The 26475-nt window shown below is 73.3% G+C and carries 23 protein-coding genes; 15 read left to right on the top strand and 8 right to left on the bottom strand.

The features are described from left to right. Nucleotides 1-89 precede the first annotated feature (89 nt). Nucleotides 90-644: a 16S rRNA (guanine(966)-N(2))-methyltransferase RsmD gene (gene rsmD / locus AC1UE5_RS10075; RefSeq protein WP_482922742.1), complete on the top strand. Its 555-nt coding sequence runs from the start codon at nt 90-92 to the stop codon at nt 642-644. On the opposite strand, the gene AC1UE5_RS10080 is transcribed toward rsmD, so the two are convergent. Continuing rightward, complete coding sequence (locus AC1UE5_RS10080) at nt 641-1048, bottom strand: GbsR/MarR family transcriptional regulator (protein ID WP_482922744.1); 408 nt, start codon at nt 1046-1048, stop codon at nt 641-643. The genes rsmD and AC1UE5_RS10080 overlap by 4 nt on opposite strands. A 126-nt stretch (nt 1049-1174) precedes the next feature. Between AC1UE5_RS10080 and AC1UE5_RS10085 the strand changes: the two genes are divergently transcribed. Together AC1UE5_RS10085 and AC1UE5_RS10090 are read left to right on the top strand one after the other, a co-directional pair. Further along, the gene (locus AC1UE5_RS10085; protein WP_482922746.1) at nt 1175-2065 is read left to right on the top strand and encodes an ABC transporter ATP-binding protein; all 891 of its coding nucleotides are present in this window, start codon (nt 1175-1177) and stop codon (nt 2063-2065) included. Next, entirely contained in the window at nt 2062-3645 is a 1584-nt protein-coding gene (locus AC1UE5_RS10090) for an ABC transporter permease (RefSeq protein WP_482922748.1), read from the top strand. Before AC1UE5_RS10085 ends, AC1UE5_RS10090 begins: the two co-directional genes overlap by 4 nt. Here AC1UE5_RS10090 and AC1UE5_RS10095 read toward each other — a convergent pair. The 3 genes from AC1UE5_RS10095 to upp form a co-directional block, all read right to left on the bottom strand. Next, nucleotides 3642-4850 carry an esterase-like activity of phytase family protein gene (locus tag AC1UE5_RS10095; protein WP_482922750.1) on the bottom strand — a complete coding sequence of 403 codons (1209 nt, stop codon included), beginning with the start codon at nt 4848-4850 and terminating at the stop codon, nt 3642-3644. The genes AC1UE5_RS10090 and AC1UE5_RS10095 overlap by 4 nt on opposite strands. Nucleotides 4851-4910: 60 nt before the next feature. Then, nucleotides 4911-9194, bottom strand: coding sequence for a phosphodiester glycosidase family protein (locus tag AC1UE5_RS10100; RefSeq protein WP_482922752.1), 4284 nt, complete (start codon nt 9192-9194; stop codon nt 4911-4913). Between the two features lie 153 nt (nt 9195-9347). Further along, on the bottom strand, nt 9348-9974 hold the full coding sequence (upp, locus tag AC1UE5_RS10105) for a uracil phosphoribosyltransferase (protein ID WP_482922754.1): 627 nt from the start codon (nt 9972-9974) through the stop codon (nt 9348-9350). Nucleotides 9975-10041: 67 nt separating this feature from the next. Here upp and cdd point away from each other — a divergent pair, with 67 nt between their 5' ends. From cdd to AC1UE5_RS10160, 11 genes are all read left to right on the top strand, one after another. Further along, nucleotides 10042-10974 carry a cytidine deaminase gene (cdd, locus tag AC1UE5_RS10110; RefSeq protein WP_482922756.1) on the top strand — a complete coding sequence of 311 codons (933 nt, stop codon included), beginning with the start codon at nt 10042-10044 and terminating at the stop codon, nt 10972-10974. Beyond that, nucleotides 10971-11798 carry a purine-nucleoside phosphorylase gene (locus AC1UE5_RS10115; protein ID WP_482922758.1) on the top strand — a complete coding sequence of 276 codons (828 nt, stop codon included), beginning with the start codon at nt 10971-10973 and terminating at the stop codon, nt 11796-11798. The genes cdd and AC1UE5_RS10115 overlap by 4 nt, the downstream gene beginning before the upstream one ends. Further along, nucleotides 11795-12502 (top strand): deoxyribose-phosphate aldolase, encoded by a 708-nt coding sequence (deoC, locus tag AC1UE5_RS10120; protein ID WP_482922760.1) that lies wholly within the window; start codon nt 11795-11797, stop codon nt 12500-12502. Before AC1UE5_RS10115 ends, deoC begins: the two co-directional genes overlap by 4 nt. Next, the gene (locus tag AC1UE5_RS10125) at nt 12499-13803 is read left to right on the top strand and encodes a thymidine phosphorylase (RefSeq protein WP_482922762.1); all 1305 of its coding nucleotides are present in this window, start codon (nt 12499-12501) and stop codon (nt 13801-13803) included. Before deoC ends, AC1UE5_RS10125 begins: the two co-directional genes overlap by 4 nt. Further along, the gene (gene add / locus AC1UE5_RS10130; protein ID WP_482922764.1) at nt 13800-14792 is read left to right on the top strand and encodes an adenosine deaminase; all 993 of its coding nucleotides are present in this window, start codon (nt 13800-13802) and stop codon (nt 14790-14792) included. The genes AC1UE5_RS10125 and add overlap by 4 nt, the downstream gene beginning before the upstream one ends. A gap of 99 nt (nt 14793-14891) precedes the next feature. After that, complete coding sequence (locus tag AC1UE5_RS10135; RefSeq protein WP_482922766.1) at nt 14892-15902, top strand: BMP family lipoprotein; 1011 nt, start codon at nt 14892-14894, stop codon at nt 15900-15902. Between the two features lie 8 nt (nt 15903-15910). Next, entirely contained in the window at nt 15911-17458 is a 1548-nt protein-coding gene (locus AC1UE5_RS10140) for an ABC transporter ATP-binding protein (RefSeq protein ID WP_482922768.1), read from the top strand. Continuing rightward, nucleotides 17455-18696: an ABC transporter permease gene (locus AC1UE5_RS10145; RefSeq protein WP_482922770.1), complete on the top strand. Its 1242-nt coding sequence runs from the start codon at nt 17455-17457 to the stop codon at nt 18694-18696. Before AC1UE5_RS10140 ends, AC1UE5_RS10145 begins: the two co-directional genes overlap by 4 nt. Next, nucleotides 18693-19937, top strand: a complete 1245-nt coding sequence (locus AC1UE5_RS10150; protein WP_482922772.1) for an ABC transporter permease — start codon at nt 18693-18695, stop codon at nt 19935-19937. The genes AC1UE5_RS10145 and AC1UE5_RS10150 overlap by 4 nt, the downstream gene beginning before the upstream one ends. Before the next feature lie 11 nt (nt 19938-19948). After that, a complete protein-coding gene (gene hpt / locus AC1UE5_RS10155; RefSeq protein ID WP_482922774.1) occupies nt 19949-20464 on the top strand; it encodes a hypoxanthine phosphoribosyltransferase in 516 nt (171 codons plus the stop codon). 87 nt (nt 20465-20551) lie between these two features. Further along, nucleotides 20552-23059, top strand: coding sequence for a hypothetical protein (locus tag AC1UE5_RS10160; protein ID WP_482922776.1), 2508 nt, complete (start codon nt 20552-20554; stop codon nt 23057-23059). On the opposite strand, the gene AC1UE5_RS10165 is transcribed toward AC1UE5_RS10160, so the two are convergent. Further along, on the bottom strand, nt 23056-23799 hold the full coding sequence (locus tag AC1UE5_RS10165; protein ID WP_482922778.1) for a glutathione S-transferase: 744 nt from the start codon (nt 23797-23799) through the stop codon (nt 23056-23058). The genes AC1UE5_RS10160 and AC1UE5_RS10165 overlap by 4 nt on opposite strands. A gap of 80 nt (nt 23800-23879) precedes the next feature. Between AC1UE5_RS10165 and AC1UE5_RS10170 the strand changes: the two genes are divergently transcribed. Further along, nucleotides 23880-24221: a hypothetical protein gene (locus tag AC1UE5_RS10170; protein WP_482922780.1), complete on the top strand. Its 342-nt coding sequence runs from the start codon at nt 23880-23882 to the stop codon at nt 24219-24221. On the opposite strand, the gene AC1UE5_RS10175 is transcribed toward AC1UE5_RS10170, so the two are convergent. The 3 genes from AC1UE5_RS10175 to AC1UE5_RS10185 are packed head-to-tail and all read right to left on the bottom strand — an operon-like array spanning nt 24190 to nt 26410. Continuing rightward, nucleotides 24190-24984, bottom strand: a complete 795-nt coding sequence (locus tag AC1UE5_RS10175) for an oxidoreductase (RefSeq protein ID WP_482922782.1) — start codon at nt 24982-24984, stop codon at nt 24190-24192. The genes AC1UE5_RS10170 and AC1UE5_RS10175 overlap by 32 nt on opposite strands. Nucleotides 24985-25019: 35 nt before the next feature. After that, a complete protein-coding gene (locus tag AC1UE5_RS10180) occupies nt 25020-25865 on the bottom strand; it encodes a hypothetical protein (protein WP_482922784.1) in 846 nt (281 codons plus the stop codon). Next, a complete protein-coding gene (locus AC1UE5_RS10185; RefSeq protein WP_482922786.1) occupies nt 25862-26410 on the bottom strand; it encodes an RNA polymerase sigma factor in 549 nt (182 codons plus the stop codon). The genes AC1UE5_RS10180 and AC1UE5_RS10185 overlap by 4 nt, the downstream gene beginning before the upstream one ends. Between the last annotated feature and the right edge of the window lie 65 nt (nt 26411-26475).

A 26475-nucleotide genomic window follows, 5' to 3' on the forward strand; every position in this document is an offset into this window, starting at 1 on the left:
GAATCGCAACCTGATTGGCGCGTTCTCGATCACAAGCGAACAGAAACGATCGCGTCACCGCACAGGCGTCGTTCGTCATGCTGAGGCCCATGCGCGTCATCGCCGGCACCGCCAAGGGCACCCAGCTCCGCGCGCCCTCCTCGGACGGCACGCGGCCGATCTCCGACCGCGGCAAGGAGGCGCTGTTCTCGATCCTCATGCCGCGCCTGCAGGGCGCGCGGTTCCTCGACCTGTTCGCCGGGACGGGCGGCGTGGCGATCGAGGCGCTCTCGCGCGGCGCCGCGCACGCGCTGTGCGTCGAGCTCGATCGCCGCGCGCTCGCCGACCTCGAGCACAACCTCGCCAAGGCACGCGTCGCGGACCGCGCGGAGGTCGTCCAGGGCGACGCGTTCGCGGTCCTCCAGCGCGGAACGCCTGAGCCCTACGACATCGTCTTCGTCGCGCCGCCGCAGTGGAAGGCGATGTGGGACCGCGCGGTGCTCACGCTCGACGCGCGTCCCGAGTGGCTCGCGCCCGGCGGCCTCGTGGTCGTCCAGTGCGACCCGAGCGAGATCCGCGAGCACGTGCTCGAGCACCTCCACGAGATCGACCAGCGCGTGTACGGCGGGGTCGCGTTCGTGTTCTACGGCTCGCTGGTCGTCTAGCCCAGGCCGAGCCGCTTGCGCTCGGCGCGCCAGCCGTCCATGAGCGGCGGGAACTCGCGCACGAGGTAGGCGAAGAACGCCTCGCTCTCGGCCATCCGCCGGCCGCCGCGCGTGTCCGGGCCGAGCACCTCGGCAGCCTGCGCGAACACCGGCCCCCAGCGGCGCAGCAGCGCGATCCGCCCGCCGTACATCTCCGACCACAGGTCGTCGCCGAGGCGGAACCGGTCCCGCCGCTCGCCCGGCCGTCGCTCCCGCAGCACGAGCCCGCCCGCGGTCAGCGACCGCACCGCGCCGGAGATCGCCGCCGGGCTCACCTGCAGCCGCTCGGCCAGCTCCGCGGCGGTGAGCGCCTCCTCGTCGTCGGCCATCAGGCATGCGAAGACGCGCGCGGGCATGCGCTGCATGCCCGCATCGGTGAGCAGCCCGGCCAGGCGCTCGACGATGCGGCCGCGGTCGTCCGTGATGGGCCGCAGTCTAGCTGCGGCTTCACACGTTTCAGGAATTCATGAATCTTGTGTACGGTGGAGGGCATGAGCAGCGCCATCGCCATCCGCGGCCTGGTCAAGCAGTTCGGCAGCTTCCGCGCGCTCGACGGCCTCGACCTCGACGTGGCGACCGGCGAGGTGCACGGCTTCCTCGGCCCCAACGGCGCCGGGAAGTCGACGACGATCCGCGTGCTCCTCGGGCTCCTGCGCGCGAGCGGCGGCGAGACGCGGCTGCTGGGCGGCGACCCGTGGCGGGACGCGGTCGCGCTGCACCGGCGGCTCGCGTACGTCCCCGGCGACGTGAACCTGTGGCCGACGCTGACCGGCGGCGAGGCGATCGACCTGCTCGGGCGGCTGCGCGGCGGTGTCGACCCAGAGCGCCGGGACGAGCTGCTGGAGCGGTTCAAGCTCGACCCGACGAAGAAGGCGCGCACGTACTCGAAGGGCAACCGGCAGAAGGTCGCGCTGGTCGCGGCGCTCGCGGCGGATGTCGAGCTGCTCGTGCTCGACGAGCCGACGTCCGGCCTGGACCCGCTGATGGAGAGCGTCTTCCAGGAGCACATCCGCGCCCTGCGTGACGAGGGCCGCACCGTGCTGCTCTCCAGCCACATCCTCGCTGAGGTCGAGGCGCTGTGCGACCGGGTGACGATCATCCGCGAGGGCAAGACGGTGGAGAGCGGCGCGCTCGACGACCTGCGCCACCTGCACCGCACGTCGATCGACGTGCGCACCGAGCGATCGGTCGACGGGACGCTGCAGCGGCTCGCCGGCGTCCACGACCTCCAGCTCGAGGGCACGCGGGCGCGGTTCGACGTCGACGCCGACGCGCTGGAGGAGACGCTGACGACGCTCGCGGGCGCGGGGATCGAGAGCCTCACCAGCCGCCCGCCGACGCTGGAGGAGCTGTTCCTGCGCCACTACGACGGCACGTCGTGAGCGTGACGCTCGCCGGGCTCGGGCCGCTGCTCCGGTTCGCGGGCCGCCGCGAGCGGCTCCGCATCCCGGTCTACGTCGGGCTGTTCGCGCTGTTCGCGCTCGTCACCGCGGTGCAGAGCGAGGAGCTGTACTCCACGCAGGCCGAGCGGGACGAGTACGCCGCGACGGTCGCCGGCAACCCCGGCATGGTCGCGCTCGTCGGGCCGGCGCACGCGGTGACGAACGTCGGCGGCGACGTCGCCTGGCAGCTCGGCGGGCTCGGCGGCGTCGCGGCGGCGCTGATGTCGATGGCGATCGTCGGTCGCCACACCCGGGCGGAGGAGCAGTCGGGCCGCAGCGAGCTCGTGCGCTCCAACCCCGTCGGACGGGCCGCGCCGACCGTCGCGGGCCTGCTCCTCGCGGTCGCTGCGAACGTCCTGCTCGCCCTCGTGCTCACGCTCGCGATGCTCAGCCAGGACCTCGACGTCGCCGGCAGCGTCGCGTTCGGCGTCTCGCTCGGCGCGGTCGGGCTGACCTACGCGGGCCTGGCGCTGGTAGCGGCGCAGGTGAGCCAGACGACCTCCGGCGCGTGGGGGCTGCTCGGCGCCGCGGTCGGCTTCTCGTACGTCCTGCGCGCCGCCGGCGACGTGGGCGACGGGACGCTCTCGTGGCTCTCGCCGATCGGCTGGGGCCAGGCGATGCGCCCGTTCGCGGGGGAGCGGTGGTGGCCGCTGCTCCTCCTGCTCGGCGCCGCCGCGGTGCTGATCGCCGCCGGGCTGCGGCTGGTCGCCGGCCGTGACGACGGCGCGGGCGTCCTCGCCGAGCGGCCGGGCCCGCCGCACGCCGCGCGGTGGGTCACGACGGCGACCGGGCTTCCGCTGCGGCTCGGCCGCGCGGGGCTGTACGGCTGGTCGCTCGGGCTGCTGCTGAGCGGCGCGTCGATCGGCTCGATCGCGCAGGACGCCGACAGCGTGCTCGGCGACTCGCAGGCGGTCGACGACCTCGTCGGGCGCGCGGGCGGCAGCGCGGTCGACAACTACCTGGCGATCTCGCTCCAGTCGCTCGGCATGGTCGGCGCGGCGTTCGCGATCGCCGCGGTGCTGCGGCTGCGGACGGAGGAGCGCGAGGGCCGCGCGGAGGTGCTGCTCGCCACCGCGCTCGGCCGCACGCGATGGGCGGCGGGGCAGCTCGCGTTCGCGCTCGGCGGCACGGTGCTCGTGCTCGGCGCGGGCGGGCTGGGGACCGGCGTGACGGACGCGATCGTGGCCGGCGACGCGGGCCGCATCTGGGTCTCGTTCGGCGCCGGCCTGGCGTGGGTGCCCGCCGTGTGGGTGTTCGCCGGCCTGACGCTGCTGCTGGTCGGGGCGCTCCCGCGCGCGGCCTCCGCGGCGTGGGGTCTGCTGGGCGCGGCGTTCGCGGCCGGCATCTTCGGGCCGCTGCTCGACCTGCCGGACTGGGTGCTCGACCTGAGCCCGTTCGACCACGTGCCGTTGCTGCCCGCGGCCGAGGGCGACCCGGGCGCGCTGCTCGCCCTGACCGCCGTGGCGGCGGCGCTGAGCGCGGCGGGGCTGGCCGCGCTCAGGCGCCGCGACGTGGGCTAGCGGCGCCCGCCGCGCAGGGCGGGCACGTCCACGACGATGAACTCCGAGTCGTCGGGCCGCCCGGCGTTGCGGCCGGTCGAGCCGAAGTTCGTGTCGTTCACCAGCGCGAGCTGGCCGTGGCCGAGCGGCAGCACCGACTCGACGGTCAAGAACGGGAACTTGAACGGGTCGCCGAGGCCGAAGTCGCCCTCCCGGGCGGGGAGCGAGATGCCGGTCGGGTCGGCGACGTCGAGCAGGTCGACCAGCTCCGTCTTCGCCACCGGCGCGTCGCCCGGCCGCCCGAGCGCGAACCGGAAGACCTTCTTGAGCTGCGCCGCCGGCCCCTGCGCGTTGTCGCGCTCGATGATCGCGAACGACCCGTCGTCCAGCCGCGTCAGGTCGCCGATCGCCGCGTCGGGACGCTCCATCAGGTACGTCCACCGGCGGCCGGTGTAGCGCCGCTCGCGGACGTCGAACTCGTAGATGTGGCGGCGGCGCTTGTCCTGCTCGGCCAGCAGCGCCTGCTCGATCGACGGGTACAGGTAGCGCCCGTCGCGCGAGATCGCCATCCCCTCGAAGCCGCCCGAGCTGGGCAGCGTGACCGGCAGCGTGCCGCGGTAGGCGTTCTCCTGCGCGCGCACCTTCGGCAGCGCGATCGGCGCCTCGAGAACCCGCCCCTGCGCGTCGGTGTGCAGGAGGTACGGGCCGAACTCGTCGCCGAACCACAGCGTGCCGTCGGCGCCGATCCGCAGCGACTCGACGTCGAAGTCCGCGCCGGTCAGCAGCCGCTCGTCGGTGCCCTCGGTCGTGATCGGGAACGGGATGTTGCCCTCGGGGTCGCGCAGCTGGATCGTGTCGAGCACGCGCACGTCGCCGGCGCCGCCGCGCGCGGTCTCGAAGCGCGGGTCGACGCGGTAGACGCGGAGCAGGAACTCGGCCGAGTTGGCCTTCGTGCCGTAGCCGTTGTCCGGCATGGCGTAGAGGCCGCGGCCGGCGGGCGCCTCGATCAGCGCCGAGAAGCCGCCGAGCGGCTGCTTGGGGAACGGCGCGGGCGCCGGCTGCGAGCCGGTCGTCTGCGACTCCGCCGGCAGGACGGCGCGGCCGGTGAGCGTCGGCACGCGGTCGTGGCCGCGGTCACCGACGGCCGCGACCGCGGCAGGGGCCGCGGTCGCGAGCAGGACGCCGGCGGCGAGCGCCAGCGTGGGGAACCTCCGGGTGATGTGCATCGGGCGGAAGTTCATCCGCCCGGTGCACGCCGGAGGTTGCCCGGCTGTGAACCGCTGGTGCTACTTGATCCGGACCGTGTAGACGGCCGTCTTCTTGCTGCCCACGTCGACGCGGAGCCGGTAGCTGCCGCGCGTGACCTTGCGGGTCGCGCGGAGCTTCGACGCCGTGCCCTTGGCGTACGTGCGGCCGAGGCGGGTCAGCGTGGCCGAGCGCGAGGAGAGCGTCCGCACGCTGGACTTGGACGCCTTCGCGCCCGCGGCCTTGCTGTCCGCCGAGACGACGACGCCGATGTCGCAGGTGACCTGGCCGTTCTTGACGGTGCAGGTGATGGTGGCCGGGTCGCCCTTGTCGCCCTTGTCACCCTTGTCGCCCTTCGGGCCCTGCACGCCGGTCTCGCCCTGCGGTCCCTGCGGGCCGGCCGGGCCGACCGGGCCGGCATCGCCCTGCGGCCCCTGCGGGCCGGGAGCGCCGGTGTCGCCCTTGTCGCCCTTCTCGCCGGCCGGGCCCTGCGGGCCGGTCGGGCCCTCGGGGCCCTCCTCGCCGCGCGGCGTGTCCGTGCTGACGCCGCTCAGCGGGACGCGGTGGACCCGGTCGGCGGTGTTCGTGGCGAACTGCAGCGTCGCCACCGACGTCGCGCCGGCGGCACGCGACGGGGCGAAGCGGACCAGCACGCGGCACGAGCCGCCCGCCGGGATCGGCGCGGACGAGCAGTCGTCCTGGACGACGAGGAACTCGCCCTCCGAGCCGGCGTCGCCCGGGACGACCTTGACGCCGGAGATCTCCAGCGGCTGGTCGCCGTCGTTGGACACCGTGACCGCCTGGACCGGGCTGATCGTGCCCGTCGGCTGCGGCGTGAACACCGGCACCGGCGCGGAGAACCGCGGACCCGGGCCCGTGTACGCGTCGACCTGGATCGTGCGCTCGGTCGTGATCGGGGCGAGCGACGCCTCGTCGGTGTACTCGCGCATCGAGTCGAGCGTGACGTTCACCTTGACCGTGCCGTTGCGCAGGCCGGTGACCTCACGCGTGACCGGGTCGAGGATCGCGACCTTGCCGGCCTTGCGGGCCGCGTCGACCGCCGCCTGGCCGGAGCCGATGGCGAGCGAGTCCGAGCCGCCCCAGCGGAGCGACACGGGGTACGCGAGCGGCACGACGCGCGTGCCGTTCTGGTTGACGCCCGACGGCTGGACGAACGAGCCGGTGAGCGTGCCGGACGTGCCGACCTCGATCTTCGCCGGGGCGTTCAGGTCGACCGTCGAGGCGAACGCGCGGGCGTCGGCGGTCAGCCACTGCTGGGAGGCGGAGGCGTCCTTGTCGACGCTCCACTTCACCCAGCCGGTGATGCCGCCGCGGTCCGGCGTGCCGTACGGCGACTTGCCCGACGAGGGGAGCACCGTGTACGGGACGCCCTCCTCGCGGTGGACGTCGAGGATCTGCGCGTGCGAGCCGGTCATCGTGACGGGCTTGCCGCTCTCCTCACGGAAGTCCGAGAGGAGCTTCTTGATGAGCTCGACCTCGGTGCGGTCGGTCAGCTGCGACGCCTTCGTCGCGGCGGGGTCGTCGACCGGGTGGTGAGCGAAGACCAGGACGTTCTTGACGTCCGCGTCGGTCTTGGCCTCCTCCAGGGCCTGCTGGAACATCGTCAGCTGCGCGAAGTCCGAGCCGCGCAGGGAGCCCAGCGCGGAGTTGAGCAGGATGAACCGCGTGCCCTTGTGGTCGAACGTGCGGTACGCCTGGCCGAACTCGGCCTTCCAGCTGTCCAGCGTGCCCTGACCGGCGGCCGTGTAGGCCTCGTGGTTGCCCGGCACGTAGTAGCAGGGCACCTTCCCGCCGGTGGGCGACGGCGTGTGGTCCTCCGGCAGCTCCTGCCCCGCGGGGATCAGGTCGCAGCCGCCGGCCTCGAGGGTCTCGCGCGCGAGCTTCAGGTCGGCGGGCGAGCCGAGGTCGGTGATGTCGCCGTTGAGCACGACGAGGTCCGGCTTCTGCTGGCGGATGCGCTTCAGCGCCGAGATGCCGACCTTCGCGAGCGTCGGGTCCGCGGCGGTGAACTGGATGTCCGACAGCGTCGCGTACGACCAGTCGTCCTGGCCGTTCGTCTTGCCGTCAGGCGAGATGATCGGGTCGGCCTTCAGCGGCGCCTCGGCCGGCAGCTCGACGTCCGGGGCCTGGTCGACCTCGATGCGGTCGAGCACGATCGCGCCGTCCTGCTGGCGGCTCGTGTTCGTCTCGATCACCTGGAACTGGCTGATCGAGACCGGGAACTTCGTGTCCGCCGGGAGCGTCCACGTGATCTCGTTCCAGCCGGGCTTCGGGCCGGGCAGGAGCTGGTTCTTGCTCGTGCCGGTCGCGTCGACCCAGTACATGGTCGAGAACTCGGTCTGGTCCTCCGACCACACGCGCCAGCGGATGCGGAGCGGCTGGCCCGGGACCGGGATGCGCGACGCCGCCGGGCGGCTGACGCCCATGTTGCGGGCCTTCTTGTAGTCGAGGCGCAGGCCCTCGGGCGCGAGCGACAGCGTCTTCTGCGTGCCGGCCGTGCCGTTGGTCTGCCAGCGCGAGACCTCGTCCTCGTTGTCGAACTCGTAGATCGCCTGCGTGTTGACGCCGACGGTCGTCGGGAGCTGGACGGACTTGCCTGCGGCCTTGATCGTCACCAGCGTGCCGCCGACGGCGACCGGGGTGATGCGGAGCGCGTCGCCGGCCGGCTGGATCTTGACGACCTTGGGGTCGTACTCGAGGTCCAGGTCGGCGGCCTCGACCGGGGCGGTGAAGCCCTGCGCGTCGCGGCCGGTGACGTTCACGATCGTCGGAGCGCTGGTCGGCTCGGCGATCGAGAGGCGGGCGGTCGACAGCTCGAGCTCGTCGAGCCTGCCGAGCACGCGGACCTCGGTGTCGGTGCGCGCGGTGTCGCTGGTGGCGCGGACGCGGACGTCCTTGCCGCCGGCGGCCGGCGCCGCGAAGACGCCGTTCGTGACGGAGCCCTCGGTCGCGGTCCAGTTGACGTCGCTCTTGTTCAGCGCGACCGGGACCTGGTTGCTGTCGACCGCGGCCACCTTCAGCGTGCGATGCAGGCCGGGGAAGACCTTCGCGTCGCCCTCGCCCGGGGTGACGACGAGGTCCTCGACCTTGCCGTTGCCGGCCTTGACGAAGACGCCGACGCCGTTCGGGTCCGAGCGCTCGTTGCCGTCGGACGGGGTGTTGCGGACGGTCGCGAGCGGGTTGCCGAGCGCGCGGCCGACCATCGTGGTGGAGCCGCCACCGTCGAGGTTGACGGCCGTGTCGGCGCCGAGCTCGTCCATCATCTCGGCCATCTTCGGCAGCGTCACGCCGCCCTTGCCGGTGCCGCCCGGGCCGTCGACGGTCAGCAGGATCATCGTCCGGCCGCCGTCCTTGAACCCGATCGCGGTGCGCGGGGCGATGGAGTTGCCCGACGCGCCGCCGCCCGACTCGCTCGGCGGGACCGCCGCGCCGTCGCGCACGAGCTGGGCGTCGGTGCCCAGCGCGAACTTGAACTTGTCCTCCATCGCCGGGTTGACGTCGTAGGACAGCGTCGCGGTGTCGCCCACGCGGAGCTTGCGCAGGTCCTCGGCGCCGGCCTCGCGGCCGACGAGCGCGGTGACGCCCTCCGGCAGGACGCCGCCGGTCGGCGTGCGCGCCTCCTGGACGACCTTGCCGTCCTTGATCCAGATCTCCGCGGTGTTGGCCGCGTTGCCGGCGCCGCCGGCGTTCGTGATCCGGTCGTAGGAGCCCCACTCGGAGGTGTAGGCGCCGATGCCGCCGGACGGGATGCCGACCTGGTTGTAGCCGGCGATCGTGCGCTCGGCGAGGCCGAACGTCACCTTCGCGGACAGCGCGAGGTTGACGAGCTTGCCGATGCCGCCCTGGGTGACGCCGATCGACTGGCCGCCGTTGCGGGTGCCGCTCTTGCGCAGGTTCCCGCCGGCGATCTCGAACCCGAGCGCCGCGCCCGAGTTGCCGATGTCGAAGAAGTCGCCGTTGACGCCGGCGACCGCGCCGGCCTTGTTGGCCTGGACGCTGAGCGCCGAGCCCTGCGCGACGTGGTCGGCGTGCAGGAGGTCGGTCGTGACCGCGGGGTTGGACAGGTCCGCGGTGAGCACCTGGCGATCGAGGAACGCGGTGGTCGCGACGCCGCCGGACGTCAGCCCGTTCGTCGTCAGGTACTTCTGGTGGGTCAGCTCGATGCCGGGGCCGAGCGGCTCCTTGTCATCGATCAGGGCGAGCGGCTGAGCCGCCTGCGCTGCCGCAGCGGGCAGCGCGACTACGGCCGCCGCAGCGGCCAGCGACGCGCGCCAGCGGCGCACGCGCTTGGGACTTGCGAGCACGGAGCTCCTAGTGACTCGGGGGGTGAGGACGCGCGGCCGTTCGTGGCCGCGCGTCGCCCGACTCTGAAGAAAGGAACGCCGTTGACCTGTTTCCGACCGGTTGCCGACCGGTGGAAAAGGTGTGAACGACGAACGTTTTCGCTGAGGAGACGCCTACTCGGTGCCGAAGAGGCGGTCGCCCGCGTCGCCGAGGCCGGGGCGGATGTAGCCGCGCTCGTCGAGGCCGCGGTCGAGCGTGGCGGTGGTGATCGGGATGTCGGGATGGTCCTCGCGCACGCGCGCGATGCCCTCGGGCGCCGAGACGAGCGTCACCAGGCGCAGGTCCTCCGCGCCCTGCTCGCGCATGCGGGTCAGCGCGGCGCTCGCGCTCCCGCCCGTGGCGAGCATCGGGTCGACGACGAAGACCGTGGAGTCGGCGACGCCGAGCGGGAGCGACTCGTAGTAGTCCTCGGGCTGGAGCGTCTGCTCGTTGCGGCGCATGCCCAGATGCGCGACCGACGCGTCCGGCACGAGGCGCAGGAAGCCGTCGACCATCCCGAGCCCGGCGCGCAGCACCGCGACGACCATCACCGGGCGGGCGAGCACGCAGCCCTCGGTCTCCTCCAGCGGGGTGGCGACCGGGACCGGCTTGGTGGGCACGTCGCGCAGCGCCTCGTAGGCGAGCGTCTCGGCCGCCGACGCCATCGCGGCGCGGAACTCCGCGCGCGACGTCCCTTCCGCCCTGAGGGTGGTCATCGCCTGGGCGAGGAGGGGGTGGTCGACGACGTGCACGCGGTCCATGACGCGCGCAGGTTATCCAGCCCTTCACATCCCGCCGCGCCGGGAGCGGCGATACCGTCGTGCGTTCATGGAGCCACGCCGCAACGTCGAGCTCAAGGCGCTCGACCCCGACCCCGACGCCACGCTCCGCGCGGCGCTCGACCACGGCGCCGAGGACCACGGGCTGCTGCGCCAGCGCGACACGTACTTCGCGACCCGCGACGGCAAGCTCAAGCTGCGCGAGGAAGTTCGGGAGGGCCAGTCGCCGCAGGCCTGGCTGATCGCGTACGTGCGCGCCGACGAGGCCGCCGCGCGCCTCTCCAGCTACCACCTCGTCGACGTCCCCGACCCGGCCGCGCTGCGCGCCGCGCTGGAGGCCACGCACGGCGTCAGCGTCGTCGTCGACAAGCGCCGCCGGCTGCTGCTGCACGACGGCGTGCGCATCCACCTCGACGACGTCGACACGCTCGGGACGTTCGTCGAGCTGGAGGCGGTCGCGCCGCCGGAGTCCGACCTCGCCGCCGAGCACCTGAAGGTCAGCGAGCTGCGCCGCGTCCTCGGGATGTCCGACGACCGCGTGCTGTCGCTGGGCTACGCGGCGCTGCTGCTGGAGGACGGCCGCACCGACGCGCTCGTCGCCGGCGCGCGCCGCGCGTACGAGCGCGCGTACGCCCCGTACTCGAACTTCCCCGTCGGCGCCGCGTTCCGCGACGAGCACGGGAACATCCACATCGGCGCCAACGTCGAGAACGCCGCCTACCCGGTCGGGAACTGCGCGGAGGCGTCGGCCCTCGGCGCGCTCGTCGCGGGCGGCGGCCACACGATCCTGGAGGTGGCCGTGATGGCCGACACCGATCTGATCACGCCGTGCGGCGGCTGCCGCCAGCGCATCGCCGAGCTGGCGGCGCCCGACACGCCCGTGCACCTGTGCGGGCCCGAGGGCGTGCGCCGCACGACGACGGTCGGCGACCTGCTGCCGTTCAGCTTCGGCGCGGACGACCTCGGGGAGGCGCGCGCGTGAGCGCCGACGCCACGGCCGCCGCCGTCGACACCCTCCGCCGCGCGCTCTCAGGCGCGCCGGTCCCGAAGCTCGCGCTCGTCCTGGGCTCGGGCCTGGGCCCCGTCGCCGACGCGGTCGAGGACGCCGTCGCCGTCCCGTACGCCGACCTGCCGGGCTTCCCCGTCGGCTCCGTCCACGGGCACGCGGGCCGGCTGGTGATCGGCCGGTTCGAGGGCGCGCAGGTCGCGATGTTCCAGGGCCGCGCGCACCTGTACGAGGGGATCCCGGCGCCGCAGCTCGCCAACCCGATCCGCACGATCCGCGCGCTCGGGGTCGAGACGCTCGTGCTCACCAACGCCGCCGGCTCGCTCAACGCCGAAGTCGTGCCGGGCCGCCTGATGGCCATCACCGACCACATCAACCTGATGGGGCAGAACCCGCTCATCGGCCCCAACGACGACGCGCTGGGGCCGCGGTTCGTCGGGCTCGGCGACGCCTACGACCGCGACCTGATCGGCGCGCTGCACGACGCCGCGCGCGAGGCGCGCGTCGAGCTGGCCGAGGGCGTCTACCTCGCGGTCGCCGGGCCGTCGTTCGAGACGCCGGCCGAGATCCGCGCCTTCAAGGTCCTCGGCGCGGACGCGGTCGGCATGTCGACCGTGCCGGAGGTGATCGCCGCCCGCCACGTCGGCCTGCGCGTCGCCGCCGTCTCCGCCATCACCAACCTCGCCGAGGGCATGGGCGACGTCCCGCTCAGCCACGAGCAGACGCTGGCCAGCGCCGAGCAGGCCGCCGTCGACCTGGAGCAGGTGCTCCGCCACTTCGTCCGGGGGTTCTCCGCATGACCGACCCGATCACCCTGCTCGACCTCACGAGCCTCAACGACGGCGACGGGCCCGACGTGGTGCGCTCGCTCGCCGTCAAGGCCGTGGTGCCCGGCGGGACGCGGCACGTCGCCGCGCTGTGCATCAACCCGGATCTCGTCGAGGTCGCGGTGGAGGCGCTGGCGGGCACCGGCGTGCTGGTCGCGACGGTCGCGAACTTCCCCGGCGGCGCGAACGACCCGGACACGGCCGCGCGCGAGGCCGCGGCGGCGGTGGCGGCGGGCGCCGACGAGGTCGACGTGGTCGCGCCGTGGCAGGCACACCTGGACGGCGACGCGGACGCGGTCGCGGCGCTCGTCGCGGCGACCAAGGAGGCGTGCGGCGACCGGACGCTGAAGGTGATCCTGGAGACCGGCTCGCACCCCGACGCGGGGGCGACGCGGGCGATGGCCGACGCGGCGCTCGAGTCCGGCGCGCACTTCCTCAAGACGTCGACCGGCAAGGTCGGCGCGGGCGTCTCGCCCGAGGCGGCGCAGGTTCTGCTGGAGGCCGTGCGCGACTTCGGCAGCGGCGGCGTGAAGGTGAGCGGCGGCGTGCGGACGGCCGAGCAGGCCGACGCGTACGTCGCGCAGGCCGAGCGGGTGCTCGGCGCCGCGGTGACGCCCACGACGTACCGGATCGGCGCGAGCTCGCTGCTCGACGCGCTGCTGGAGCGCGAGGCGTGACCGCGCCCGTCAAGGAGCTGATCCGTCGCAAGCGCGACGGCGGCACGCTCGACGCCGACGAGCTGCGCGCGATCGCGAACGGCATCGCCGACGGCGGGCTCACCGACGCGCAGGTCGCGGCGTTCGCGATGGCCGTGTTCTTCCGCGGCCTCGACGCGCAGGAGCTGCCGCTCTTCACCGCCGCGATGCGCGACTCCGGCACCGTGCTCGACTGGTCGGGGCTCGACCGGCCCGTGCTCGACAAGCACTCGACCGGCGGCGTCGGCGACAAGGTCTCGCTGCTCCTCGCGCCCATGCTCGCGGCGTGCGGCGCGGCCGTCCCGATGCTCTCCGGGCGCGGGCTCGGCCACACCGGCGGCACGCTCGACAAGCTCGAGGCGATCCCCGGCTACGACGCGACGCCCGACGCGGCCAAGCTGCGCCGGACGGTGGAGCGCGTGCACTGCGCGATCGCCGGGCAGACGCACGACCTCGCGCCGGCCGACCGCAAGCTCTACGGCATCCGCGACGCGACCGGCTCCGTCGAGGCGCTCCCGCTGATCGTCTCCTCGATCCTCTCCAAGAAGCTCGCCGCCGGGCTGCAGGGCCTGGTGATGGACGTCAAGCACGGCTCGGGCGCGTTCATGCCGGAGCTCGATCGCGCGCGCGGGCTCGCGCGCGCGCTCGTGGACGTCGCTGGCGCCGCGGGGCTGCCGACGGTCGCGCTGCTCACCGACATGGACCGGGTGCTGGGCCGCACGGCGGGCAACGCGCTGGAGGTCCGCGAGTCGGTCGAGGCGCTGCTCGACCCGGCCGGCGCCGACCCGCGGCTGATCGCGGTGACGGTCGAGCTGGCGCGCGAGCTGCTGCCGCTCGGGTCGCTCGACGCCGACCCGGAGGAGGCGCTGCGCAGCGGCGCCGCCGCCGAGGCGTTCGGCCGGATGGTCGCCGAGCTGGGCGGTCCGGCGGACTTCATGGAGTGCTACGCCGACCACCTGGAGCGCGCGCCCGTCGTGCGCGCGGTGCACGCCGAGCGCGCCGGTGTCGTGACCGCCCACGCCACGCGCGACCTCGGCCTCGCCGTTGTCGTCCTGGGCGGCGGGCGGACGGCCGACGGGCAGGCGATCGACCACGCGGTCGGGCTCGACGCGGTCGCCGCCCCGGGCACGCGCGTCGGCCCGGGCGACGACGCGCCGCTGGCCGTCGTCCACGCGCGCGACGAGGCCACCGCCGACGCGGCCGCGGCCGCGGTCCGCGCGGCGATCACCGTCGGGGACAGCGCGCCGGCGGATCCCCCGGTCGTGGCGGAGGTGCTGCGGTGAGCGACTTCCCGGTCCCCGACGTCGCCAAGGCGGAGCTGCACGTCCACCTGGAGGGCACGGCCAAGCCCGAGCTGGTCAAGCGCATCGCCGCGCGCAACGGGCTGAGGCTCCCCGACGGGCTCTTCAAGGACGAGGACACGTTCGCCTGGAAGGACTTCCTCGACTTCCTCAACTCGTACGACCTCGCGGCGAGCGTCATCCGCACCGCCGAGGACTACCGCGACATCACGTACGAGTACCTGCGCGACTGCGCGGCCGAGGGCGCCGTGTACGTCGAGCTGATCGCGTCGCTCGACCACGGCGCCGCCGTCGGGCTGCCCGACGACGAGCACTGGGCGGGCATCGCGCAGGGCATCGACGACGCGGAGGCGGAGTTCGGCATCGTCGGGCGCATCCTCTCGTCGGCCGTCCGCAACTTCGGCGTCGAGGCGGCGGAGAAGGTCGTCCAGCGCACGATCGACCACCCGCACCCGTACGTCGTCGGCTTCAACATGGCGGGCGACGAGGCGGGCTACCCGCCCCCGCCGTACGCGCGGGCGTTCGCGATGGCCGCCGAGGCCGGGCTGGGGTGCAGCGTCCACGCGGGCGAGTGGGCCGGGCCCGAGTCGATCCGCGGCGGCCTCGCGCTCCCCGGCGTCACGCGCATCTCGCACGGCGTGCGCGCGGTGGAGGACCCGGCGCTGGTGGATGAGCTCGTCGAGCGCGAGATCGTGCTGGAGGTGTGCCCGACGTCGAACGTCGTGCTCGGCGTCTTCCCCTCCTACGACGCCCATCCGCTCAGGTTCCTGCATGAACGGGGCGTGAAGATCACGTTGGGCAGCGATGATCCTCCGTACTTCGACGCGTCGATCGGGCGAGAGTACGGGGTGGCTCAGCACCTGGGATTCGGCACGGAGGAACTCGAGGAGATCACCGAAACCGCGCTGAATGCGGCCTTCGCTCCGGCGGAGACGATGAAGATCGTGCAGGACCGCCGGAACCCGAGCTAGTCTCCGTACCCAGACCTGGGTCAGGTCATTCGCACCACCCTGCCTGCCCACACTTCTGAAGGAGCCAGTTTGTCTGTACGTAGGTTCGCCGCGGTCGCGATGACCGGGTTGCTCGTCGCGTTCGCTTCCGCGTGCGGTGACGACGAGGAGAGCGGCTCCGGCTCGGAGTCGGCTTCCACCACCGCTTCCGACAAGCCGGCCATCAAGGTCGGCCTGGTCACCGACATCGGCGGCCTCAACGACCGCTCCTTCAACCAGCTCGCGAACACGGGCCTCGAGCAGGCCAAGTCCGAGCTGGGCATCGAGACGCGTGTCATCACGTCGAAGTCCAACGCGGACTACGTCCCGAACCTGACGACGCTCGTCCAGCAGAAGTACGACCTGATCATCGCCGTCGGCTTCCTCATGGCCGAGGCGACCGAGACCGTCGCCAAGAAGTTCCCGGACGCGAAGTTCGCGATCATCGACTCGTCCGCGGAGGGCATGAAGTCCAAGCCGACGAACGTCTCCGGCCTGCTCTTCAAGGAGGCCGAGGCCGGCTACCTCGCGGGCTACCTCGGCGGCCTGTGGGCGAAGGACAACGACGTCGACACGATCTCCTCGGTCGGCGGCCAGAAGATCCCGCCGGTGGACGCGTACATCGCGGGCTACCAGGCCGGCGCGAAGGCCGCGAACTCGTCGATCAAGACGCTCAACGGCTACTCCCAGGACTTCGTCGACCAGGCGAAGTGCAAGGAGATCGCGCTGAACCAGATCGAGCAGGGCTCGGGCATCGTGTTCCAGGTCGCCGGCCAGTGCGGCCTCGGCGCCCTCGACGCGGCCAAGCAGGAGTCCAAGCTCGGCATCGGCGTCGACGCCGACCAGGGCTACCTCGGCTCGCACATCATCACCTCGGCGATGAAGCGCATCGACACGGCCGTCGTGTCCGAGATCAAGAAGGTCCAGGACGGCACGTTCGCCGGCGGCAAGGACGAGATCTTCGACATCAAGTCCGACGGCGTCGGCCTCGGCAAGCTGTCCGCCGACGGCGAGAAGTACCAGGCCCAGCTGGACGAGGTCCAGCAGCAGCTCGCCGCCGGCGAGATCGACGTCCCGGACACCGTCAAGTAGTCAGGGACGTGGCGTCCGAGACGCCGAAGACCGCAGGTGCCGCGGAGCTCGCCCTCGAGCTCCGCGGCATCACCAAGCGGTTCGGGGCCGTCACCGCGAACGACGCCGTCGACTTCCAGCTGCGGCGTGGCGAGATCCACGCCCTGCTGGGGGAGAACGGCGCCGGCAAGTCGACGTTGATGAACGTCGTCTACGGCATGGTCGCGCCCGACGAGGGCGAGATCCGCGTCGGCGGCACGCCGGTCACGATCGGCTCCCCGCGCGAGGCCATGGCGCAGGGCATCGGCATGGTGTTCCAGCACTTCATGCTGATCCCGGTCATGACCGTGGCCGAGAACCTCGTGCTCGGCGACGAGCCGCGCAAGGGCGGCATGCTCGACCTCGCGGCCGCGCGCCGGCGCACGCGCGAGCTGTCCGAGCAGTACGGCCTCGCCGTCGACCCCGACGCGAAGGTCGGCGACGTCACCGTCGGTCAGCAGCAGCGCGTCGAGATCCTCCGCGCGCTCGACCGCGGCGCCGACATCATCGTCCTCGACGAGCCGACCGCGGTGCTGACCGCGCAGGAGACCGCCGAGCTCGCGGCCGTCCTGCGGCGCCTGCGCGACAACGGCACGTCCATCGTCTTCATCTCGCACAAGCTCCGCGAGGTCCTCGACATCGCCGACCGCGTCACCGTCCTGCGGCGCGGCAAGAGCATCGAGACGTTCGCCACCGAGGGCGCGTCCGAGGCGACGCTCGCCCGCGCCATGGTCGGCCGCGACGTCGTCCTGCGTGTCGAGAAGGAGCCCTCCAAGCCCGGCGACGCGCTCCTCGAGATCGAGGACCTGCGCGTAGTCGACGACCGCGACCTGCCGGCCGTCGACGGGATCTCGCTCACCGTGCGCGCCGGCGAGATCGTCGCGCTGGCCGGCATCGACGGCAACGGCCAGCGGGAGCTGGTCGACGGCATCGCCGGCCTGCGCCCGGTCGCGTCCGGCCACGTGCGCGTCGGCGGCGTCGACATCACCGGCTGCGATCCGCGCGAGGCGCGCGACGCGGGGCTCGGGCACATCGCCGAGGACCGCCACGCGCGCGGGCTCGTGCTCCCGTTCTCCATCGCCGAGAACCTCGCGCTGCGCGACTACAACCGCGGCTCGCGCTTCGGGCTCATCAACCCGCGCCGCATGCTCGACAAGGCCAAGACGCTGATCGGCGAGTTCGACGTGCGCGGCGGCTCGCCCGCGACGCCGTGCAGCTCGCTGTCGGGCGGCAACCAGCAGAAGGTCGTCGTCGCGCGCGAGATCGCGGGCGACCCGCAGGTGCTCATCGCCGCGCAGCCCACGCGCGGCCTCGACGTCGGCGCGATCGAGTTCGTGCACCGCCGGCTGCTCGCCGAGCGCGACGCCGGGCGCGCGATCCTGCTGCTGTCGCTGGAGCTCGACGAGGTCCGCTCGCTGGCGGACCGCATCCTCGTGATCTACAACGGACGGATCGTCGGGGAGACCACGCCCGACGCCTCGGACGAGGAGCTCGGGCTCCTCATGACCGGCGGCTCCGCGCCCGCTCCTGCCTCATGAGCGCCTCCGTGACCCCGCCCCCGCCTCCGGCCGCCCAGCCGGAAGGCGCCGGTTCGACCGTCTCCGGCCGCCTCGCCGAGGCGATGCGCGACGGCGGGCCGATCCTGCCGCTCGTCACCGTGCTGCTGGCGTTCATCGCGGGCGGCCTGGTCGTGCTCGCGACCGGCCACGACCCGTTCTCGACCTACAAGGCGATCTGGGACGGCACCGGCCTGAAGTGGCTGCTGCCGTGGACGCCGGAGGCCGACCGCGAGCTGGCGGCGGCGAACCTCCAGCAGACGCTGATCACCACCACGCCGCTGATCCTGCTCGGCTTCGCGGTCGCCTACGCGTTCCGCGCCGGCCTGTTCAACATCGGCGGCCAGGGCCAGTACACCGTCGGCACCGTGCTCGCCGTGTGGGTCGGCTCCTCGTTCGCGGGGATGCCCGGCTGGCTGCACATCATCCTGGCGATCCTCGCGGCCTCGATCGGCGGCGCGATCTGGGGCGGCATCTCGGGCTTCCTGCGCGCGTCCACGGGCGCCAACGAGGTGATCACGACGATCATGCTGAACTGGATCGCGATCTGGATCGCGGTCTACCTGTTCAGCCTCGGCGGGCCGCTGCAGAACGACACGCAGCCGGACATCCCGGTGTCCAACGACGTCGTCCAGAACGCGCGGCTGCACGTCTTCTGGGGCGACAAGGAGCTGCAGGGCCTGCACATCGGCATCTTCGTCGCGATCACCGCGGCGCTGCTCTTCTGGATCCTGCTCAACCGCTCGACCAAGGGCTTCGAGGCGCGCGCCGTCGGCCTCAACCCGGAGGCGGCGCGCTACGGCGGCATCCGCGTCGGGCGCACGTACGTGCTCGTCATGGCGATCTGCGGTGCGTTCGCCGGGCTCGCCGGGTCGCTCGACATCCTCGGCTGGCAGTTCCGGCTGGCGACGAACGACATCCAGATCTCGCAGCTGGGCTTCATCGGCATCGCGGTCGCGCTGCTCGGGCGCAACACCGCCGTCGGCACCGTGCTGTCCGCGCTGCTGTTCGGCGCGCTCCTGACAGGCACGTCGGTGCGCAACCTCGACCCGACCGTGTTCGAGCCGGAGATGGCGCAGAACCTGACCTACGTCATCCAGGGCATCGTCGTGCTCCTGATCACCACCGACGTGCTGCTGATGCAGCTGTGGCGGAGGATCAAACGCGGCCGCAACGGCTCCGGACCGGCCGGCGCCGAGCCTGAGGCGGTGCCCGCGTGAGCACCACGACCGAGAACCTCGTCGGCAAGCTCCGCGCGCCGAAGCTGCCGCACCGCGGCGCGCGCACGCCGATGACGCAGGAGAAGAAGCTCGGCATCCTCGGGCTCGTCGTCGCCGCGCTGGCGTTCTTCATCACGATCCCGCCGCTGACGGTGCGGACGCTCGTGCCGTCGGTGGTCCTGACGCTGATCGCGGTCGGGCTGGCCGTCGTCGCGCTGCGCGGCGGCGAGAGGAAGATCGGCTGGGTCGGTGTCGTGCTCGCGCTGCTGTGCCTGGTGCTCGCCTACGGGGCGACGCAGTCGGGCGTCGGCAAGCTCGAGACCGTCGTGTCGTGGAGCGCGCTGCTCGCAGCGACGCTGCGCTACGCCACGCCGCTGCTCTTCGCGGGCCTCGGCGGCCTGGTCTCCGAGCGCGCGGGCGTCGTGAACGTCGGCCTCGAGGGCATGATGCTCATGGGCGCGTTCTTCGCGGCGTGGGGCGCGGCGGAGAGCGAGTCGTGGCTGATCGGCATCCTCGTCGGCGTCCTCGCGGGCGTGGCGCTGGCCGCCGTGCACGCCCTCTTCTCGATCACCGTTCGGGCCGACCAGATCGTGTCGGGCGTGGCGCTGAACTTCGTGGCGCTGGGCCTGACGGGCTACCTCTACGTCGACACGTTCGGGACGGAGGGGACGCCGGACGACCTGCCGCAGGTGCCGGAGATCGACCTGCCGACCGAGTCGCTTGGGTTCATCGGCAAGGCGATCGGCAACCAGAACCTGCTCGTGTGGGGCGCGTTCCTCGCGGCCTTCGCGATCTGGGTGTACGTCTTCCGGACGCCGCGCGGCCTGCGCCTGCGGTCGGTGGGCGAGAACCCGCGCGCGGCCGAGACGGTGGGCATCGGCGTCGAGAAGATGCGCTACGGCGCGGTGCTGGCGTCTGGCGCGCTGGCCGCGCTCGGTGGCGCGTTCCTCTCGATCGGCTTCGTCCACTCGTTCACGCAGAACATGACCGCGGGCCGCGGCTTCATCGCGCTGGCCGCGATGATCTTCGGCCGCTGGCACCCGTTCGGGCTGGTCGGCGCGACGCTGCTGTTCGGCTTCTCCAGCGCGCTCGCGCAGCGGCTGCCCGAGTTCTCGCCGCAGGCGGCGACGCTCTTCCAGGCGCTGCCGTACGTGCTGACGCTGATCGCGGTCGCCGGCCTCGTCGGCCGCTCGACGCCGCCCGCCGCGGACGGCGTGCCCTACCGCCGGGAGGATTCGTGACGCCGCCGCCCGTGACCGAGACCGACGTCCTGATCGGCGCCGAGGAGCTGCGCGAGCGCGTCGAGCAGCTCGCGGCGCAGATCTCCGCCGACTACGCGGGGCGCTCGCTCGTGCTCATCTGCGTCCTGAAGGGCGCGGTGTTCTTCCTCGCCGACCTGATGCGCGAGCTGACGGTCGACTGCGAGGTCGACTTCATGGCGGTGTCGTCCTACGGCGACGCCACCGAGTCGAGCGGCGTCGTGCGCGTGCTCAAGGACCTCGACCGCCCGATCGAGGGCCGCGACGTCCTCGTGGTCGAGGACATCGTCGACTCCGGCCGCACGCTCGCGAAGCTCCTCGAGATGCTCGAGACCCGCGGCCCGGCGTCGCTCGAGGTCTGCGCGCTCTTGACCAAGCCGGACCGCCGCGAGGTCCCGCTCGAGGCCTCCTACGTCGGCTTCGAGATCCCCGACCGCTTCGTGGTCGGCTACGGCCTCGACCACGCCGAGCGTCACCGCAACCTCCCCCACATCGCCGTCCTCGACTAGCGGGCGGGCGGCCCCGGGCCACCCGAACCCGAACGCTTGACCGGGAACCGGCGCATCACGCGCGCGGCGGTGATCTAGTTCCCGTGCATGAGGCAGGTGTTGCGAGGGGTCGCGGCGGTGGCGCTGCTGGTGGTGGTGGGTGGAGCGGCGCCCGGGAGCGCGAGCGCGCAGGGGAGCGAGGCGGTGTGGGCGCTCACGAAGGGGTGCTACGCGCTGAAGGCGGGCGACAAGTTCGTAGGGCGTGACGGGAGCGGGTACGCGGCGAAGGCGGGTGAGCTCGCGCAGGCGCAGCCGTTCCGGTTCCAGGCCGCGACGCTCGGGCGGTACCTGCTGTACGGGCGCGAGGGCGACCACCTCGCGACGGCCTCCACCGCCGGCGCGACGATCACGCAGGCCCGCACGCCGAGCGAGAACGCGGACTGGCAGGTCACCGAGGACGGGGGCGGGTACACCTTCGCGCTCGCGAGCCAGACCGACCGCAAGCTCGCGGTCGGTGCGGGCGGCGTCCTCGAGGCGCAGGCCACCGCGACGCGGTTCCAGCTCGTCCCCAACCGCAACTGCGCGGAGTTCCCCGAGGTCCAGGTCAACGTCTCCGGCGACCCGATGCGCGGCGAGAGCCCCTTCGGCGAGGTCCGCGGCACGGTGGACGCGCACATGCACCTGATGGCGTTCGAGTTCCTCGGCGGCCAGGCCCACTGCGGCCGGCCCTGGCACCCGTACGGCGTCACCCAGGCGCTCGTCGACTGCCCCGACCACTACCCCGCCAACGGCTCTGCGGCGCTGCTGGAGAACGTCATCTCCAAGAACTCGACGCCGGTCCGCCAGCACGATCCCGTCGGCTGGCCGACCTTCAAGGACTGGCCGGCGTGGAGCTCGCTCACCCACGAGTCCTCGTACTACAAGTGGCTGGAGCGGGCGTGGCGGAGCGGGCTGCGGCTCTACACGAACCTGCTCGTGGACAACCACGTGCTGTGCGAGCTGTACCCCTTCAAGCGCAACTCGTGCAACGAGATGGAGACCGTGAGGCTCGAGGCGAAGGCGATGCGCGAGCTGCAGGACTACATCGACGCGCAGGAGGGCGGCCCCGGCAAGGGCTGGTTCCGCATCGTCAAGGACCCGTACGAGGCGCGCCGCGTCATCAACGACGGCAAGCTCGCGGTCGTGATGGGGATCGAGGTCTCCAAGCTCTTCGACTGCGGCGTCTACAACGACCAGCCGACGTGCACCAAGGCGGAGATCGACCAGCGCCTCCAGGAGGTCTACGACATGGGCGTCCGCCAGATGGAGCTGATCAACAAGTTCGACAACGCGTTCGGCGGCGTCGCGGGCGACGAGGGGACGACCGGCGTCATCACGAACGTCGGCAACAAGCTGGCCACCGGCAAGTTCCTCGACATGCGCACCTGCGAGGGCCACGCGCACGACCGCCAGCAGCTCGGCATCCCGCACGCGCACAACTCGGACAGCCTGATCGCGAACGGCATCCAGGCCTTCGTGCCGCCCGGGACGCTCCCGCTGTACCCGGCCGCCCCGCACTGCAACGCCAAGGGCCTGACCGAGCTGGGAGAGCACCTCGTCCGGCGGATGATCGAGAAGAAGATGATCATCGACCCCGACCACCTCAGCGTGCTCGCGCGCAACCAGCTGCTCAGCGTGGTCGAGCAGGCGAACTACCCGGGGATCATCTCCAGCCACAGCTGGTCGACCGAGGACGCGTTCCCGCGGATCTACAAGCTCGGCGGCTTCATCACGCCGTACGCCGGCGACTCGAGCGGGTTCGTGAAGGCGTGGGAGGCGACGAAGAAGCTCCGCGCGCCCGGCTACTACTTCGGCTTCGGCTTCGGCGCCGACGCGAACGGCTTCGGCGCGCAGGGCCCGCCGCGACCGGACGCGCAGAAGAACCCGGTCACGTACCCCTTCAAGAGCCCGCTCGACCCGGGCGTCACCGTCGACAAGCAGGTCAGCGGCTCGCGCGTCTACGACATCAACGTCGACGGCGTCGCGCACTACGGCCTCTACGCCGACTGGCTGGAGGACCTGCGCAAGATCGCGGGCGACGAGATCGTCACCGACATGGCGCGCGGCGCCGAGGCGTACCTGCAGACGTGGGAGCGCGCCGACGGCATCCCCCGCAGCACGTGTCAGCCGGCGCGCACGCACCTCGACCGCCGCGGCGTGGGCGCGATCACCTACGGCAAGACGGCGGACGCGCTGCTGCGCTCCGCCGGGCAGCCGGTGCGGCGCGGGGCGCGGGCATGGGAGCTGTGCGTGCAGGAGCGCGGCCGCGGCGACGCGCCCGTCTACGCGTCGCTCGACGCCTCGGGGCGCGTCGCGCTCGTCGGCACGCGCGCGAAGTCGCTGCCCGCGTTCGGGCTCGGCGTGGGCGACCGGGCCAAGCGGGCGCGCAGGCTGACCAAGCGCGCGCTCGGCCGGCCGGACATCCGCATCCGCTCCAACCGCGCGGGCGGCTACTTCGTGTACGGGATGCGCGGCGGGCGCATCGCGTGGACCGCGGCGACCACCGCCGCGGTCGGGCGCGACCCGGTGCAGCTGCGCCGCCACATCCGCCAGGCGGGCCTGGCCTTCACGGGCTAGGCCGCGGGCTGCGGCACCCACCCGGCGGGGAACGCGCCCGCCGGGATGCGGCCCGCAACCGCGTCAGGGAAGAGCCGGAGCGCCAGCGCGCTGCACGGCCGCCCGGCGAGCAGCGGCGCGAGATCCTCCACGACGTGGAGCACGCGCAGCGTCGCGCCGATCTGCAGGTCCGCCGCGTTCGGCTGCTCGCCGCCCATCACGCCGTCGGCGAGGTACGCGTCCACGTGGTCGAGCTTCGCCGGCAGGCCCTGGAGGTCGTCGTGCAGCCGCTGCGCGGTGATGCCGTGGTACTTCCACGCGGCGCGCACGAAGCGGATCGCGAAGTCGGTGCCCGCCGGATCGAGCGGGCCGGCGCCGCCCATCGTCCCCATCGCCTCGGGCCGGAAGTGCAGCGCGCCCCACGGCAGCCGCCGCCCGAGGTCCTGCAGCTCCTCGTCGCCCCACCGCTCGGCCGCGCGCACGGCGTCGGCGCGGTCGGCGGGGAAGAGCGCGGGCTCGGGCGCCAGCTCCTCGAGCCTGGCGAGGATCGCGCGTGAGCCGTGCACCGGCTCGTCGCCGACCAGCAGGCCCGGCACGGTCGTCCGTCCCTCGCCGTACAGCTCGGCCATCTTCGCCGGGTGCTCGCCCATCGGCAGGTCGACCCGCTCGTACGCCAGCCCCTTCAGCTTGAGCGCCGCCTCGGCGGTCATGCAGGGGTGCGAAGGCGGGAGCGCGTGGAGCGTCAGCGACGGGACGGTCATGCGCGGCACCCTACCCGCGTCCACTGCGCCACGGTTGCGCTGGAGCGTCCGCACGTGGGACGCCGAAGTACCGCAAGGTCGTGGCCGAGCTGGCCGGCGCGTGCAGCCAGCCGATCGCGGTCGACCGGCGGGCGACGATCGTGCGCCGCACGGTCCGCGGGGGCACCGTCCGCGTCGTCGCGCGCGTGCGCGGCGTCGCCCGCGGCGCGGCCGTGACGCTCGACCGCCGGTTCGGGTGCGGGGCGACGGAGCCGTACGGGAAGGCCCGCGCCGGGCGGGGCGGCGAGATCGTCCTGACCCTGCCGCTCCCGCCCGCGGGCGCCGACCCGGTGCTCTACCGCGTCGTCGCCCCGGTCGGTCGGGGCGCGTCGTACACGCTGCCGATCGTCGTCACGTCGTCGGCTGCAGCCCGCCGTCGATGACGTAGTCCGCGCCGGCGATGTTCGCCGCCGCGCCGGAGGCGAGGAGCACGATCAGCGTCGCGACCTCCTCCGGCCGGCCGAACCGGCCGGTGGTGAGGCCGAACTGCGCGGGCAGACCGTCCATCACCGCGTCGACGTCGCTGCCGTTGGCGTCGGCGATGAGCTGCGCCAGGCCGCCGTCGCCGGTCCACATGTCGGTGGTGACCGGACCGGGGGAGACCGTGTTGACGCGCACGCCCTGCGGCCCGAACTCCTTCGCCAGCGCCTTCGACAGGTTCGTGAGCGCGGCCTTGGCCGCACTGTACGCGGCGACCGATGCGTCCGGGAGCGCGGCGTTGAGCGAGGAGACGTTGACGATCGCGCCCGCCGCCCGCTCGACCATGTACGGGAGCGCCGCGCGCGAGGCCCGCACCGCGCTCATGACGTTGACGTCGAACGTCCAGCCCCAGTCCGCGTCGGGCGTCGTGAGGAAGCCGCCGAGCTGCGGCCGCGCCGCGCCGACGTTGTTGACGAGCACGTCGACCGTCCCGTGCGCGAGCACCGCCCGCTCGACCAGCGTCGCCGGGCCCTCCTCGGTCGCGAGGTCGACGCTCACCGGCAGCACGTCGAACGTGCGCGCGAGCGACTCGAGCTCCGGCGTCCCGCGCCGCGCGCCCGCGACCACCCGCGCGCCCTCCCGGGCGAACGCCCGCGCGGTGGCCAGCCCGATGCCCTTCGACGCGCCGGTGACGACGACGACCTTGTCCTGCATGTCGAGTTCCATGCCCGTGCAACGGCGAAGGTCGTGGCGATGTGAGGTCAGCCGCCGGCGCGCTGCACGAGCACCTGCGGATCCGGCTTGGTGTCGATGCGCAGCAGGCGCGCGGTGGCGGTGTTCACCGGCAGCCGCTCGTACACCTCGAACCGCGACGTGAACGTCGTCCACTGACGCGAGCCGGCCGGCCTGGACTCGATGCGCACCGTGATCGGCGCGGAGGTCTGCGGGTCGACGTGGTACTCGGCCTGGACGACGACCGTGCCGGCCTGAAGGCGGTAGCGCTCCGCGCCGACCAGACGCCGGACCTCCCGGCCCGCGACCGTGGCGAGCCCCGCATCGCGCAGCTTGCCCTGCGAGAGCAGCTCGCGCAGCGTGATCACCGGGTCGCGGCCGAGCGTCGTCGTGCCCGGGGTGTTCATCCTGCGGCCCACGCCCGCGTCGCGCAGGATGCTCAGGCGGTTGGTGCTGCGGACGTAGAAGCGCTGGACGCCGTCGGCGTAGGCGATCTCGGCGGTGGGGAACCGGTCGCTGGTGCTGACCGCGCGCCACCGCGCCTCGGTCGACCACAGCTCGACGCGCGCGCTCGCAGCGCCGCCGCCCGCGGGACGCGTGCGCTCGTTCCCGCGCCCGCGATGGTGCTCCTGCACGACGACCGTGTGGAGGATCGTGTCCGCGGGCGCGGCCAGCGCCGCCCGCGCCTCGGCCACCGGGTCGAGCCGCTCGGGCGCGCCGGGCAGCGCGAGCACCGCCACGAGCGCGCCCGCGAGCGCTGTGGCGAGCCCCGCGGCCGCCACGCGCCGGGGAGTGCGGCGCCGCGCGGGCGGAGCCGTCGTCGCTCGCTCCAGCGTCCGCCCGAAGTCGTCCAGGTACCGGTCGAGGTCGCTCATGCGCGCACCGCCTCCGTGATCGCGTCGATGTCCAGTCCGTCGCCGAGCGCGCGCAGCCCGCGCGACACCCGCGCCCGCGCCGCCTGCTCGGTGATGCGCAGCCGCCGCGCCACGTCCGCGTACGGCAGCTCCTCGACGACGCGCAGCTCGACCGCCACGCGGACGTCCGGCGAGAGCGCCGCGACCGCCGCAGCGACCTCGCGCCGCAGCACGTCGAGGCCCGCCTCGCGCACGAGCTCCGCCTCGACCTGCTCCGACGCCGGCGGCCGCTCGATCCCCAGCCGCTGCAGCGCCCGCTGCTCGGCCCGCCCGCGCCGGTAGTACGCCGCGAGCTGGCGCCGGGCGATGCCGTACAGCCAGGCCGCAGCCTCGCCGTCCGACCGGCCGCCGCGGAACCGCCGCCGCCCCGCGACCGCCTGCGCGAACGTCTCCGCCCACACGTCGAGCGCGACCTCCGCGTCGGCCGTCCGGCGGACCAGGAAGAGCAGCAGCTCGCGGCCGTGGGCAGCGTACAGCGCGGTGATGTCGAGCTCGCGGCGGCGCATCGTCGGCCCTACAGTTGCGCGAACGTCCGGCCGTGTGACACGCGCCGCTGCTGGGGAGACCGCAG

Source organism: Parviterribacter multiflagellatus, assembly GCF_056863265.1.

Coding starts and splice junctions, on each gene's coding strand:
- upp (WP_482922754.1), bottom strand. CDS start 9,974: ATGGACCGCGTGCACGTCGTCGACCACCCCCTCCTCGCCCAGGCGATG.
- AC1UE5_RS10095 (WP_482922750.1), bottom strand. CDS start 4,850: ATGCACATCACCCGGAGGTTCCCCACGCTGGCGCTCGCCGCCGGCGTC.
- AC1UE5_RS10165 (WP_482922778.1), bottom strand. CDS start 23,799: ATGACCGTCCCGTCGCTGACGCTCCACGCGCTCCCGCCTTCGCACCCC.
- AC1UE5_RS10185 (WP_482922786.1), bottom strand. CDS start 26,410: ATGCGCCGCCGCGAGCTCGACATCACCGCGCTGTACGCTGCCCACGGC.
- rsmD (WP_482922742.1), top strand. CDS start 90: ATGCGCGTCATCGCCGGCACCGCCAAGGGCACCCAGCTCCGCGCGCCC.
- AC1UE5_RS10175 (WP_482922782.1), bottom strand. CDS start 24,984: ATGGAACTCGACATGCAGGACAAGGTCGTCGTCGTCACCGGCGCGTCG.
- AC1UE5_RS10145 (WP_482922770.1), top strand. CDS start 17,455: ATGAGCGCCTCCGTGACCCCGCCCCCGCCTCCGGCCGCCCAGCCGGAA.
- AC1UE5_RS10080 (WP_482922744.1), bottom strand. CDS start 1,048: ATGCAGCGCATGCCCGCGCGCGTCTTCGCATGCCTGATGGCCGACGAC.
- deoC (WP_482922760.1), top strand. CDS start 11,795: ATGACCGACCCGATCACCCTGCTCGACCTCACGAGCCTCAACGACGGC.
- AC1UE5_RS10160 (WP_482922776.1), top strand. CDS start 20,552: ATGAGGCAGGTGTTGCGAGGGGTCGCGGCGGTGGCGCTGCTGGTGGTG.
- AC1UE5_RS10180 (WP_482922784.1), bottom strand. CDS start 25,865: ATGAGCGACCTCGACCGGTACCTGGACGACTTCGGGCGGACGCTGGAG.
- AC1UE5_RS10135 (WP_482922766.1), top strand. CDS start 14,892: ATGACCGGGTTGCTCGTCGCGTTCGCTTCCGCGTGCGGTGACGACGAG.
- cdd (WP_482922756.1), top strand. CDS start 10,042: ATGGAGCCACGCCGCAACGTCGAGCTCAAGGCGCTCGACCCCGACCCC.
- AC1UE5_RS10085 (WP_482922746.1), top strand. CDS start 1,175: ATGAGCAGCGCCATCGCCATCCGCGGCCTGGTCAAGCAGTTCGGCAGC.